Source organism: Halomonas litopenaei, assembly GCF_003045775.1.
GTDB classification, from domain to species: domain Bacteria; phylum Pseudomonadota; class Gammaproteobacteria; order Pseudomonadales; family Halomonadaceae; genus Halomonas; species Halomonas litopenaei.
Window position 1 is genome coordinate 116,318 of the sequence record NZ_PXNS01000009.1, and the last position, 13,409, is coordinate 129,726.

Genomic DNA, 13,409 nt, shown 5'->3' on the forward strand with positions numbered 1-13,409 from the left:
CCTGGACACTCCCCTATTGACTCCACGTGCAGGACCCAGCGCATGTCCAACCAGCAGCCTGAACCGAGCTCCGGCAAGAGCCCGCTCGATCGCTTCTTCAAGCTCAGTGAGCACCGCACCACCGTCAAGACGGAGGTGATCGCCGGGATCACCACCTTCCTGACCATGGCGTACATCATCTTTGTCAACCCGAGCATCCTGTCCGAGGCGGGCATGGACTACGGGGCGGTCTTCGTGGCGACCTGTGTCGCCGCCGCGGTGGGCTGTCTGGTAATGGGGCTGTGGGCCAACTATCCCATCGCTCTGGCGCCAGGCATGGGTCTGAACGCCTTCTTTACCTACGGTGTGGTGCTGGGCATGGGCTACACCTGGGAGGCAGCGCTGGGAGCGGTCTTCCTGTCCGGTGTTACCTTCTTTCTGCTCAGCATCTTTCGCATCCGCGAGTGGATCATCAACTCGATTCCGATCACCTTGAGACTCGGCATCGCGGCGGGTATCGGTCTGTTTCTGGCCATGGTGGCGATGAAGAATGCCGGCATCATCGTCGACAACCCGGCCACCCTGGTGTCGGTGGGCGATCTGTCCGAGCCGGCCCCGCTGTACGCCCTGGCCGGGTTCTTCGTGATTACCGCGCTGGCCCATCTGCGCGTCACCGGGGCGGTGATGATCGGCATTCTGGGGGTGACCCTGGTGGCCATGCTGCTGGGCCACAATGAATTCGGCGGGGTGGTGTCGATGCCGCCGTCGATCGCGCCGACCTTGATGTCCATGGACCTGGCCGGTGCCTTCGACGTGGCCATGATCAGCGTGGTCTTTGCCTTCCTGTTCGTCGATCTGTTCGACACCTCCGGTACCCTGGTGGGCGTTGCCCATCGCGGTGGCCTGCTCGACAAGGACGGCAAGCTGCCGCGCCTGGGCCGTGCGTTGATGGCGGACTCCACCGCCTCCATGGCCGGCGCTGCCCTCGGTACCTCGACCACCACCAGCTATGTGGAAAGCACCGCCGGCATCGCCGCCGGTGGGCGTACCGGTCTGACCGCCGTGGTGGTCGCGGTACTGTTTCTGGCCAGCCTGTTCTTCGCTCCGCTGGCGGGCTCCATTCCGGCCTATGCCACCGCGGGGGCACTCCTGTACGTGGCGTCGCTGATGGCGGGAAGCCTTGCCCACGCCGACTGGGACGACGCCACCGAGGCGGCGCCGGTATTGATCGCCGCCCTGGCCATGCCGCTGACCTTCTCCATCGCCGAAGGTATCGCCTTCGGCTTCGTCAGCTACGTGGCGATCAAGGCCCTGTCCGGTCGCTTCAAGGACCTGAACGCCGCCGTGGTGATCCTCGGTGTGCTGTTCGCGATCAAGATGATCTACCTCGATTGAGCCCATCGGGCTGACCGGGGCTGGCTGACCAGGACCGGCTGAGCCGGCAGGTTGGCCAGCCCCGCCGTGCGGCGCCGAGACAAGGCGCCGCATGTGTCATGCATTCTTCTTTCGACCCCTAGCGAGAACCGCCATGAGTATCTACGGCGACTACATCAAGTCCGTCATTCGCACCGTTCCCGACTGGCCCCAGCCGGGTGTCAACTTTCGTGACATCACCCCGCTACTGCAGAACAGTGCGGCCTTTCGCAAGCTGATCGACAGCTTCGTGCACCGCTATCAGGAGATGGATCTGGACGCCATCGCCGCCATCGACGCCCGCGGTTTCATCGTCGGCGCGCCGGTGGCCTACGAGCTGGGCTGCAGTTTTGTGCCGGTACGCAAGAAGGGCAAACTGCCGTTCAAGACCATCAGTCAGACCTACACCCTGGAATACGGCCAGGCCGAGGTAGAGCTGCACTCCGATGCCTTCCGCGATGGCGACCGTATCCTGGTGGTGGACGACCTGATTGCCACCGGTGGCACCATGCTGGCCGCGGCCGAACTGATCAGCCGCAGCGGGGGACATGTGGTGGAGACGTCTGCCATCGTCGATCTGCCGGATCTCGGCGGCTCCCAGAGAATCCGTGACGCTGGCCACAGCGTGTTCGCCGTGTGTTCCTTCACCGAGGACGAGTGACCCATGAGCAGTCAACGCTACCATCGCCATTTCGTGGTGTCCTGGGACCAGCTTCATCGCGACGTGCGCGAGCTGTGTCATCGCCTGATCGAGCGCGATACCAAGGGCATCATTGCGATCACCCGGGGTGGGCTGATTCCCGCCGCGCTGATCGCTCGGGAGCTCAATGTTCGCCTGATCGACACCGTCTGCATCAAGAGCTACGACCATATGGAGCAGGACAGCCTCGAGGTGCTCAAGGGCGTGGATCACGACGGCGAAGGTTGGCTGCTGGTCGATGATCTGGTGGACACCGGCAAGACCGCGCGCAAGGTGCGCGAGATGCTGCCCAAGGCGCACTTCGTGACCATCTACGCCAAGCCCGAGGGTCGTCCGCTGGTGGATCAGTACCTCACCGAGGTCGCCCAGGACTGCTGGATCCAGTTCCCCTGGGACATGGGCGTGGCCTACGTCGAGCCCCTGGCGGACCAGCGGCGGTGAGCGACATGGTTCAGGTATTACCCGACAGCTGGGAACGCTGGCTCGGAGCCGAGTTCCAGGCGCCCTACATGCAGCAGCTCAAGGCGTTTCTGGCGGCAGAGAAGGCCGCCAGGAAGACCATCTATCCGCACTCGTCGGACTGGTTTCGGGCCTTCGAGCTGACGCCGCTGGACGAGGTACGAGTGGTGATCCTGGGGCAAGATCCCTACCACGGTCCTGGCCAGGCTCATGGGTTGTGCTTTTCGGTGCGCGAGGGCGTCAAGCCGCCGCCGTCGCTGGTCAATATCTACAAGGAGCTGGCCCAGGACCTGGGGGTGACGCCGGTCAACCACGGCCACCTCGAGGCCTGGGCGCGCCAGGGGGTGTTGCTGCTCAACACCTCCTTGACGGTGGAGGAGGGCAACGCCGGCTCCCACCGGGGCAAGGGATGGGAGACCTTCACCGACCGCGCCATCGAGACCGTCAACGCCGAGGCGCCGCCCTGTGTCTTTCTGCTGTGGGGCAGCCACGCCCGCCAGAAGAAGGCGCTGGTGGATCAGGAGCGTCATCTGGTGCTGGAGTCGCCGCACCCGTCGCCGTTGTCGGCCCACCGCGGCTTTTTCGGCAATCACCATTTCTCTCGGGCCAACGCCTTTCTCGCCGAGCACGGGAGATCCACGGTGGATTGGCAGCTGCCGCCGACTCCCTGAACGTGTTGGGCGGACGGCCTGGACGTCCGCCGGCTTTCGGTGCACGCAGCGGGTTAACCTGACGCGGCGTTGCAGGTAGAATGGCGCGCAATTTGTCGCCCGCGTCCATGCGACGAAGGTCGTCCAAGCACCACCTCCCGTTATCAAAGAGGACTCGCCAATGAGCGTCCATGCCATCGATCACCCCCTGGTCCAGCACAAACTCGGTCTGATGCGTGAAGCCGGCATCAGCACCAAGAGCTTCCGTGAACTGGCCGGCGAGGTGGCAAAACTGCTCACCTACGAGGCGACCCAGGACCTGGAGTTGCAGGACTATGACATCGATGGCTGGAGTGGCGAGACCATCACCGTCAAGCAGCTCAAGGGCAAGAAGGTCACCATCGTACCGATCCTGCGAGCGGGACTAGGCATGCTGGAAGGTGTCACCGACCTGATTCCCAGTGCACGGGTCAGCGTGGTCGGTCTCTACCGCGATGAAGAGACCCTCGAGCCAGTGCCCTATTTCTCCAAGTTCGCCAACGACCTGGACGAGCGCATGGCGGTGGTCATCGATCCGATGCTGGCCACCGGAGGTTCCATGGTGGCCACCCTGGACATGCTGCGCGACCGTGGCTGCCAGTTGATGCGAGTGATCGTGCTGGTGGCGGCTCCTGAAGGCATCCGCCGCGTTCAGGAAGCCTACCCGGATATCGAGATCTACACCGCCTCGGTGGACGAGCGCCTCGACGAAAACGGCTATATCGTGCCGGGACTGGGCGACGCCGGGGACAAGATCTTCGGTACCCGCTAAGCACGCGATATCCCGCCAATGCCACGGCCAGACTATCCTGCGGTGGCATTTTACCCAGTGGTTTCATGCCTATGATCGAAAGCAGACATTTCAGGTGAAATGTCTGCTTTGCTGTGTCCGCAAGTCAGTTGGGCGGGAACGCAGTTCAGCCATTGTCCGTCTGGACAGACGCCGCGCTCTCGTTGTGGCTGTCGGTGGTTGATTCAAGAATCAAGGAGGCATGGATGAAGTTGTTGCGTGTGGCAGCTAGTGCTGCAGTAATTCTGAGTCTGGCGGCAAGCGTTCAGGCTGGGGTGATACGCCCCGATTGCGATGCTGAAAAGGTCGCCAAGAATGCGGCACTCGAGGCCACGGTGGGGGTGTCTGGTCGTTGCACCGCAGATCGCGCCGTGGAAAACGCCAAGGACAACGTCAATGATCGTGTCGATGACGCCCGGGACGGGGTCGCGGATCACGTCGACGATGCTCGGGGTGGGGTTTCCGATCGGGTGGATACTGCACACGACAGCGTCGAGCGAGCGGGCGGGAAGGTCGATGATGCGCTGGATAAGCCAGTGCGTACGCTGTTGAACTGACGTCAGCGGGTTCTCCCGCCTCCGTCGTGCGCCCAATGTTCCTTTGCGAACATTGGGCGCTTTTTTTTTCTGGAAACAACATCTGCACCAATACTCAGCTACCAGAGAGGTGGCTTTTCGCATTAGACAAAAGTTGGTGTCGGTGAAAAAGAAAAGCAAAAACAAGGAGATGAGGCATAAAAAGGGCGTCTTCTGGCGCGTGGCGGGGCCTTTCGTTTAAAAACATCACGGGCGAGTAGAGATTCTCTACTACCGTACAGATGACGCCCCTCGGAGACGAGGGGAACCTCTGCGCGAAAGAGTACGCCCATGTCCCTGATCCTCGACGGCGTCACCCGCAAGGTGGCGAGCGAGACCCACATCGATGACGTCAGCCTGACCCTGGAGCCGGGTTCTTTCAATGTCCTGCTGGGCCGCACCCTGGCCGGCAAGACCAGCCTGATGCGCCTGATGGCCGGGCTGGACCAGCCGACCCGCGGGCGCATCCTGATGCAGGGTGAAGACGTGACCGGCAAGGGGGTGCGCCAACGCAACGTGGCGATGGTCTACCAGCAGTTCATCAACTACCCCCACCAGAGTGTCTTCGACAATATTGCCTCTCCGCTGAAGCTGGCCCGTGTCGCCAAGAGCGAGATCCAGCGGCGTGTCCACGAGATCGCTGAGCTGCTGCATATCGAAGGCCTGCTCGACCGCCAGCCACTGGAGCTGTCCGGTGGCCAGCAGCAGCGCACCGCCATGGCACGGGCGCTGGTCAAGGACGCGGACCTGGTGCTGTTCGATGAGCCTCTGGTCAACCTCGACTACAAGCTGCGCGAGGAGTTTCGCGAGGAGTTGAGTGCCTTGTTCGCCCGGCGTGACTGCATCGCGGTCTACGCCACCACCGAACCGGCGGAAGCGCTGGCGCTGGGTGGCAATACGGCAATTCTGCACGAGGGGCGCCTGGTTCAGCATGGCCCGACCGCTACGGTGTTCCGCCAGCCGGCCTCCCTGACCGCGGCGGAGATGTTCTCCGAACCCCCCATCAATGTGCTGGAAGGGCGTATCCGCGATGGTGAGGTGAGCTTTGACGACGAGGTGCACTTTCCGCTCGATGAAGCTCTGGCGGCGCTTGACGAGGGCAGCTACCGCTTCGGTGTGCGGCCGGCTCATCTGGCCATGCAGCCCCGGGCGGACGATGACCTGGCGCTTGACGTCAAGGTCGAGCTGGCCGAGATCAGTGGCTCCGAGACCTTCCTGCACGTGGGCAACGAGAGGATGTCGCTGGTGGCGCATCTTCCCGGTGTTCACAGCTTTCGTGTGGATGAGCCGATCACACTCTATGTACCGGTGCATCGCCTGTTCGTGTTCGACATGGATGGCAAGACCCTGCACGTGCCGCCGGAAGCCGGTGACGGAGGGGTGCGTCCGCCGCTTCCGTCGTCACAGCAGGCACCGCCGGCGTCGGGGGAGGAGCGCTAGCATGGCCGAGATTCGCCTTTCACAGTTGGCACACAGCTATTCGGCGTCGCCTTCGAAGCGCAGCGACTACGCCATCGAACAGATGGATCACGTGTGGGAGCAGGGTGGTGCCTATGCCCTGCTGGGGCCATCCGGCTGCGGCAAGTCGACCCTGCTCAATATCATCTCCGGGCTGCTGGTGCCTTCCCAGGGCGAGGTGCGCTTCGACGGGGTCATGGTCAACGAGCTGCCGCCTGAAGAGCGCAACATCGCCCAGGTGTTTCAGTTCCCGGTGGTCTACGACACCATGACGGTCTACGACAACCTGGCCTTCCCGCTGCGCAACGTTAAGACCCCGGAGGAGCGGGTTCGCGAGAGGGTCGAGGAGGTCGCGGATATCCTTGATCTGACCGACCGCCTGGCCAGCAAGGCGCGCAACCTCAGCGCCGACGAGAAACAGAAGGTGTCCATGGGGCGTGGCCTGGTCCGAGATGATGTGGCGGCCATCCTGTTCGACGAGCCACTGACGGTGATCGACCCGCAGCTCAAGTGGAAGCTGCGGCGCAAGCTGAAGGAGATCCATCAGCGCTTCGCCATCACCATGATCTACGTGACCCACGATCAACTCGAAGCCTCGACCTTTGCCGACAAGATTGCGGTGATGTACGACGGTCGAATCGTCCAGTTCGGTACCCCGCGCGAGCTGTTCGAAAGCCCCGCTCACACCTTCGTCGGCTACTTCATCGGTAGTCCCGGCATGAACTTCTTCACGCCATGCATCGATGGCGACAACATCCTGATCGACGGCCAGCACCTCGAGCTGTCCGCCGAGATGCGACGGTCGCTGCTTGATGCTCGTGAACGCAGCGACAACCTCAAGCTGGGCATTCGTCCGGAATTCATCGAGCTTGCCGAGGACGGCACGAGCGGCACCCTCAGCGCCGTGGTGGACCACTGCCAGGATCTCGGGACCTACTCGATCTTGACGCTGGCGCTAAACCAGGCGCGCTTCAAGGTGCGCGTGGAGGAGGGCGGGCTCGCGCTATCCGGGCGCGTATCGGTGCGTTTCCCTGAAAGATGGCTGACTTTGTACGTAGACGAATCCCGGGTAGAGGTGGCGTCATGAACAAGGTTCCCAATAATCGCGCCTGGTGGCTGGTGCTGCCGATGCTGGCGCTGGTCGCCTTCTCGGCCATCGTGCCGCTGATGACGGTGGTCAACTACTCGGTGCAGGACGTCTTCGACGCCAATACCCGCTTCTTCACCGGCACCGAATGGTTCGTCAAGATGCTCAACGACCCGGCGCTGCAGGCGGCGCTGGCCCGGCAGTTTGCGTTTTCGCTGACCATTCTGGCGATTCAGGTGCCGCTGGGGGTGGGGATCGCGCTGTTGATGCCCAAGCGTGGCTGGCGGGCGTCACTGGTGTTGATCCTGGTGACCTTGCCCTTGCTGATCCCGTGGAACGTGGTGGGCAGCATCTGGCAGATCTTCACCCGTGGCGACATCGGTCTGATGGGCTGGAGCCTGCGCCAGATCGGCTATCCCTACAACATCACCTCGAGTCCGCTGGACGCCTGGGTGACCATCGTGCTGATGGACGTCTGGCACTGGACCTCGCTGATCGCACTGCTCTGCTACAGCGGTCTGCAGGCGATTCCCGAGGCCTACTATCAGGCGGCGCGCATCGATCGCGCTTCACGCTGGGCGGTGTTTCGCTATATCCAGCTACCCAAGCTCACCAACGTACTGGTGATCGGGGTGCTGCTGCGTTTCATGCATTCCTTCATGATCTACGCCGAACCCTTCGTGTTGACCGGCGGCGGGCCGGGAAGCGCGACCACCTTCCTCAGTCAATCGCTGGCGATCATGGCCACCGCCCAGTTCGATGTAGGGCCTTCGGCGGCCTTTTCGCTGATCTACTTCCTGATCATCCTGCTGGTCTGCTGGGTGTTCTATACCGCCATCATGAATCTGCAGAAGGACCGGCAGGGAGGGGCTCGCCATGACTGATTCCACGCCATCCAGTCCCGACCAGGTGCGAAAGCGCGCGGAAAAGGAGGCGGCCCGCCGCCGTCGGCAGGGCCGTTCGACAGGACGACGCTTTCGACGTGGCTTCTTGATGCTGGCCTACATCGTGTTCGTGCTGCTGCCGATCTACTGGCTGGTCAACATGTCGCTGCAGACCAACAGCGAGATCCTCGGCGAGCTGACCCTGTGGCCGCAATCGCTGACCTTGGCCAACTACGCCAAGATATTCACCGACCCGAGCTGGTACATGGGCTACGTCAACTCGATCACCTATGTGTTGATGAACATGGCGATCAGCATGAGCGTGGCGCTACCGGCGGCCTATGCCTTCAGTCGCTACCGTTTCATCGGTGACAAGCACCTGTTCTTCTGGCTGTTGACCAACATGATGGCGCCGCCGGCGGTGTTCCTGCTGCCGTACTTTCAGCTCTACTACACGGTGGGCCTTTTCGATACCCACATCGCCGTGGCGCTGGCCCACTGTCTGTTCAATATTCCGCTGGCGGTATGGATCCTCGAAGGCTTCATGTCCAGCGTGCCCAAGGAGATCGACGAGACCGCCTTTATCGATGGCTACAGCTTCCCGCGCTTCTTCGTCCAGGTGTTCATTCCGATGATTCGCTCCGGCATCGGCGTGACGCTGTTCTTCCTGTTCATGTTCTCCTGGGTCGAGCTGTTGCTGGCACGCACTCTGACCTCCACCGAGGCCCAGCCCATCGCCTCGGTGATGACGCGAACCTCGACCGCCTCGGGCATCGACTGGGGCACCCTGGCGGCGGCCGGGGTACTGACCATCGTGCCCGGCATCGTGGTGGTGTTCTTCGTGCGCCATCACATCGCCAAGGGCTTTGCCCTGGGCCGGACCTGAGGAGCACCGACATGGACTGGATGGTATGGACCCTGCCCACGGCGATCTTCTTTGGTGTCATTGCGCTGTTGCTGGTGGTCATGACGACCTGGGAGCTGGTATCGCCGACTCGGGAACGGCGCGGTTTTCTGCCGATCAGCACCACCCGGGGGGACCGTTTCTTCATCGGCATGCTGTCGGCGGCCTACATCCATCTGGCGGTCGTGGGCTTCACCAGCCTGAGTCTGTGGCTGGCGCTGGGCGTATCGGTGGTGTGGATGCTGGTCCTGCTGCGATGGGGCTAGCGGGGGCCAGGCTCCCTTCGACGACAACGATCGACCTGACGGTCGACGACAACAATAGAGGTGACCATGAACGCTAGACTCAAGCTGACCAGACTAGGTGCTGTGGGGCTATTGCTGCTCAGCGGCGGCGCCCTGGCCCAGGACGATCGAACGGCGGTGATCGAGCGCCTGGCCGACGAGGTGTTCAAGGACTCGACCCTGAGCCGCGAGGAACGCATCGCTGAACTGGAATGGTTTGCCAAGGCTGCCGAGCCGTTTGAAGGCATGGAGATCAACACCGTCGCCGAGGGCCTGACCACCCACACCTGGGAGCGCGACGTGCTGGCGCCGGCCTTTACCGAGCTGACCGGTATCGAGGTCACCCACAACATCATCGGCGAAGGTGATGTGGTGCAGAACATGCAGACCCAGATGCAGTCGGGGCGCAATATCTACGACGCCTACGTCAACGACTCGGACGCCATCGGTACCCACATTCGCTACGGCTCGACCATCAACCTGAGCGAGGCCATGGCCAACGAGTGGAAGGACCTGACGCTGCCGACCCTCGATCTGGACGACTTTATCGGTATTCAATACACCACCGGGCCCGACGGCAGCATCTACCAACTGCCCGACCAGCAGTTCGCCAACCTCTACTGGTTCCGCTATGACTGGTTCCAGCGCGATGATCTGAAGGCACAGTTCAAGGACATCTACGGCTATGATCTGGGTGTGCCCACCAACTGGACCGCCTATCAGGACATCGCCGAGTTCTTCAGCGAGCACGTCGGCGAGATCGACGGTCAGAAGGTCTACGGCCACATGGACTACGGCCGTCGGGATCCGTCGCTGGGGTGGCGCTTCCATGACTCCTGGCTGTCCATGGCCGGCATGGGCAGTCCCGGGGTGCCGTTCGGCAACCCGGTAGACGACTGGGGCATTCGGGTCGATGAAGAGAGCCACCCGGTGGGGGCCAGCGTCAGCCGTGGCGGCGCCACCAATTCACCGGCCTCGGTGTTCGCCGTCACGAAGATGGTGGAGTGGCTTCGAGACTATGCGCCGCCCGAAGCCCAGGGCATGACCTTCGGCGAGGCCGGGCCGGTGCCGGCCCAGGGCAACGTGGCCCAGCAGATGTTCTGGTACACCGCCTTTACCGCCGACATGGTCAGTCCCGATGTGGCGGTGACCGACGATGAGGGCAATCCCAAGTGGCGCATGGCGCCGTCTCCCACCGGCCCGTACTGGGAAGAGGGGATGAAAGTCGGCTATCAGGACGTGGGGGCCTGGACCTTCTTCGATTCGACGCCGGAGGATCGGCGCAGCGCGGCCTGGCTGTTTGCCCAGTTCACCGTGTCCAAGACCGTCTCGCTGGAGAAGCTGATGGCGGGGCTGACGCCGATCCGCCGGTCCGACATCTTCTCCGACCAGATGACCGAGATGGCGCCGAAGCTGGGTGGCCTGGTGGAATTCTACCGCAGTCCCAACGAGTCCAACTGGACGCCTACCGGCACCAACGTGCCTGACTATCCGCGCATGGCGCCGCTGTGGTGGCAGAATCTGGCCCCCGCGGTCAATGGCGACATCTCGGCCCAGGAGGCCTTGGATAATCTGGCCGGTGACCTCGACAACATCATGGCGCGTCTGGCGCGGGCCAAGGTGTTTGCCACCTACGCGCCGGTGCTCAATGAACCCAAGGACCCCGAAGAATGGTTGAGCCAGCCCGGCGCGCCCAAGGCCAAGCTGGACAACGAAATGCCCCAGGGCACCACGGTGCCCTACGAGCAGATGATGGAGGAATGGATGTCGGCCGGTACCCGTGAGTAGGACGGGGACTTGTGCGCAGGTGACGGCGCTTCGCAGGTCGCCTTTCGTGCATGGCCCCTGATGTGCAGGACGCCGGGCCCTCGCTGGAGACAGCGGGGGCCCGGTGCCTTGTGGGCAATTCATGGCGCCGGCTGGATAGCGCAGGCTGGATGAGAGGAGCGTCTGCCAAGCGTTGGCGGTGGCGTCGAAAGACGCGCAAAATTTTGCCGAAACGTTGCGCGTGCGTTGGTACCATAGCCGGCGTTTGTCCACCGCGGAGCCCTCCATGTCAGACCCCTCGTCCTCTTCCTCGCCCGTCGCCCCATCGGCGGATTCCTTGCCTCGGCTGGCGCTGGTCGGTGCCCAGATGCTGTTCGTGGCGTTCGGCGCCCTGGTGCTGGTGCCATTGCTGACCGGCCTCGATCCCAACGTCGCCATGTTCACCGCCGGTATCGGCACCCTGGTGTTCCATCTGACCACGCGTCTGACGGTTCCGGTGTTTCTGGCGTCGTCCTTTGCCTTTATTGCCCCTATTCAGGGCTCCATCGCCCACTTTGGTGTCTCCGCCACCCTGGGCGGGCTGATCGCTGCCGGTTTCGTCTACGTGGCGATCTCCCAGGCGGTTCGGCTGAAGGGGACGGGGTGGCTGCATCGGCTGCTGCCGCCGGTGGTGGTAGGACCGGTGATCATGGTCATCGGTCTTGCCCTGGCACCAGTCGCGGTGAGCATGGCCACCGGCGAGAACAGCGAGACCATCGGTTACACCCAGGCCATGGTGCTGTCCATGTCGAGCCTGCTGGTGACGCTGATCCTGGCGGTCTTCGGGCGCGGTCTGTTGCGCCTGGTGCCGATCATGGGGGGGATCGTCACCGGCTATCTGATGGCATTGCTGATGGGAGTGGTCGACTTCAGCCCGGTACGTGAGGCGGCCTGGCTGGCGTTGCCATCCTTCACCGCGCCGAGCTTTCACTGGGCGGCGGTCCTGTTCATGATCCCCGTCGCCATCGCGCCGGCGGTGGAGCATATCGGTGATATGGTGGCGATCGGCTCGGTGACCCGACGCAACTACCTGGAGAAACCAGGCCTTCACCGCACCCTGTTGGGCGACGGCCTGGCGACCATTTCGGCGGCGCTGTTCGGTGGGCCGCCCAACACCACTTACTCGGAGGTCACCGGGGCGGTCACCCTGACCCGCGCCTTCAATCCGATGTTCATGGTGTCCGCCGCACTGGTAGCCATCACCTTGGCCTTCGTCGCCAAGCTGGGGGCAGTATTGCAGACCATTCCTACCCCGGTGATGGGCGGGATCATGACCCTGCTGTTCGGCTCCATCGCGGTGGTCGGCATGAATACCCTGGTGCGCGCCGGCAAACCCCTGACCGCCCCGCGTAACCTGGTGGTGGTCTCGCTGATCCTGGTGTTCGGCATCGGTGGTATGCAGTTCGGCGATGGCCAGTTCGCCCTGCAGGGGGTCAGCCTCGCCGCCTTGATCGGCATCGCCCTTAACCTGGTGTTGCCCCGGGCCAGCGAGGACGAATGAACCCTGCTATTACCATGGCCCGGCGTGACAGCCGGGCCATCGGCTGTTGGCGACCGGGCACTGACGATCATGCCCTGTCGTCGTCTTTGATCAATGATGTAGCTGCTCTCCGCCATCGGAAAAGGTGGGGGGAATTAATGGTGCAACTTCTCGCCACCACCGGAAAAGGTGGGGGCAATCAATGGTGCAGTTGCTCTCCGCCATCGGAGACGGTGGGGGGCAATCAATGGTGCAGTTGCTCTCCGCCATCGGAAAAGGTGGGGGGAGTGTTCGCACTGACAATCACGCATTCCTGATCCCCCAGGTTGCGAAACCGATGGGGCAGGCGTGAGTCGAAGTAGTAGGCGTCGCCGGGGCCGAGCAGACCTGTCTCGCCGTTGACGGTGATCTCGATCTCGCCGGTGATGATGACGCCGCCTTCCTCGCCGTCGTGTTCAAGCATCTCTTCGCCGGTATCGGCTCCGGGCGGATAGCGCTCGTGGAGCACCGACATGCGTCGGTCCGGGCGTCTGGCCGCGACAAGCCGCCAGGACAGATGGCCATCGCCGATCTCGGTGAGCTCCGCGGCACGATAGAAGGGGCTGGGGTGGTTCGGTTCGTCACCCGCGAAGAAGGCGCTGATCGATACCGGCAAAGCGTCAAGAATCTTCTTAAGCGAGCTGACCGATGGGCTCACATTGTTAAGCTCAATCAGCGAAATGGTGCTGTTGGTCACACCGGCTCTTTTCGCCAGTTCGCGTTGAGAAAGCTGCTTTTCCTGTCGTAGTTGGCGCAATCTGGCGCCGACGTCGAAACTGTCTTCCATCCTGTTTCCCGTCTCGGCAAAGCCGATGTTGTGCATAATGATGGACACATGATACCCGCTAACGTCGCTGTCCGA

The 13,409-nt window shown here is 62.8% G+C and carries 14 protein-coding genes; 13 read left to right on the forward strand and 1 reads right to left on the reverse strand.

Annotated features, from left to right (window positions below):
* Nucleotides 1-42: 42 nt before the first annotated feature.
* From C6W88_RS15390 to C6W88_RS15450, 13 genes are all read left to right on the forward strand, one after another.
* A complete protein-coding gene (locus tag C6W88_RS15390) occupies nt 43-1,374 on the forward strand; it encodes an NCS2 family permease (protein WP_108133096.1) in 1,332 nt (443 codons plus the stop codon).
* A 133-nt stretch (nt 1,375-1,507) separates the two neighbouring features.
* Nucleotides 1,508-2,053, forward strand: coding sequence for an adenine phosphoribosyltransferase (locus C6W88_RS15395; RefSeq protein WP_108133097.1), 546 nt, complete (start codon nt 1,508-1,510; stop codon nt 2,051-2,053).
* A gap of 3 nt (nt 2,054-2,056) precedes the next feature.
* Nucleotides 2,057-2,533 (forward strand): xanthine phosphoribosyltransferase, encoded by a 477-nt coding sequence (gene gpt, locus C6W88_RS15400; protein WP_045994212.1) that lies wholly within the window; start codon nt 2,057-2,059, stop codon nt 2,531-2,533.
* 5 nt (nt 2,534-2,538) lie between these two features.
* Nucleotides 2,539-3,222 (forward strand): uracil-DNA glycosylase, encoded by a 684-nt coding sequence (ung, locus tag C6W88_RS15405; RefSeq protein ID WP_108133197.1) that lies wholly within the window; start codon nt 2,539-2,541, stop codon nt 3,220-3,222.
* 160 nt (nt 3,223-3,382) lie between these two features.
* The gene (upp, locus tag C6W88_RS15410; protein WP_045994211.1) at nt 3,383-4,012 is read left to right on the forward strand and encodes a uracil phosphoribosyltransferase; all 630 of its coding nucleotides are present in this window, start codon (nt 3,383-3,385) and stop codon (nt 4,010-4,012) included.
* Nucleotides 4,013-4,236: 224 nt separating this feature from the next.
* On the forward strand, nt 4,237-4,587 hold the full coding sequence (locus C6W88_RS15415) for a hypothetical protein (protein ID WP_108133098.1): 351 nt from the start codon (nt 4,237-4,239) through the stop codon (nt 4,585-4,587).
* Nucleotides 4,588-4,896: 309 nt separating this feature from the next.
* Nucleotides 4,897-6,045, forward strand: coding sequence for an ABC transporter ATP-binding protein (locus C6W88_RS15420; protein WP_108133099.1), 1,149 nt, complete (start codon nt 4,897-4,899; stop codon nt 6,043-6,045).
* Between the two features lies 1 nt (nt 6,046).
* Nucleotides 6,047-7,150, forward strand: coding sequence for an ABC transporter ATP-binding protein (locus tag C6W88_RS15425; RefSeq protein ID WP_108133100.1), 1,104 nt, complete (start codon nt 6,047-6,049; stop codon nt 7,148-7,150).
* Nucleotides 7,147-8,034 carry a carbohydrate ABC transporter permease gene (locus C6W88_RS15430; protein ID WP_045994208.1) on the forward strand — a complete coding sequence of 296 codons (888 nt, stop codon included), beginning with the start codon at nt 7,147-7,149 and terminating at the stop codon, nt 8,032-8,034. The genes C6W88_RS15425 and C6W88_RS15430 overlap by 4 nt, the downstream gene beginning before the upstream one ends.
* Entirely contained in the window at nt 8,027-8,920 is an 894-nt protein-coding gene (locus C6W88_RS15435) for a carbohydrate ABC transporter permease (protein ID WP_108133101.1), read from the forward strand. Before C6W88_RS15430 ends, C6W88_RS15435 begins: the two co-directional genes overlap by 8 nt.
* A gap of 11 nt (nt 8,921-8,931) precedes the next feature.
* Nucleotides 8,932-9,204 carry a DUF2160 domain-containing protein gene (locus C6W88_RS15440; protein ID WP_108133102.1) on the forward strand — a complete coding sequence of 91 codons (273 nt, stop codon included), beginning with the start codon at nt 8,932-8,934 and terminating at the stop codon, nt 9,202-9,204.
* Between the two features lie 66 nt (nt 9,205-9,270).
* Nucleotides 9,271-11,010, forward strand: coding sequence for an ABC transporter substrate-binding protein (locus C6W88_RS15445; protein ID WP_045994205.1), 1,740 nt, complete (start codon nt 9,271-9,273; stop codon nt 11,008-11,010).
* Between the two features lie 265 nt (nt 11,011-11,275).
* Complete coding sequence (locus C6W88_RS15450) at nt 11,276-12,529, forward strand: uracil-xanthine permease family protein (protein ID WP_045994204.1); 1,254 nt, start codon at nt 11,276-11,278, stop codon at nt 12,527-12,529.
* A 223-nt stretch (nt 12,530-12,752) separates the two neighbouring features.
* Here C6W88_RS15450 and C6W88_RS15455 read toward each other — a convergent pair whose 3' ends face one another.
* Nucleotides 12,753-13,334 (reverse strand): type II toxin-antitoxin system RelB family anti-toxin, encoded by a 582-nt coding sequence (locus tag C6W88_RS15455; RefSeq protein WP_108133103.1) that lies wholly within the window; start codon nt 13,332-13,334, stop codon nt 12,753-12,755.
* Nucleotides 13,335-13,409: the final 75 nt, after the last annotated feature.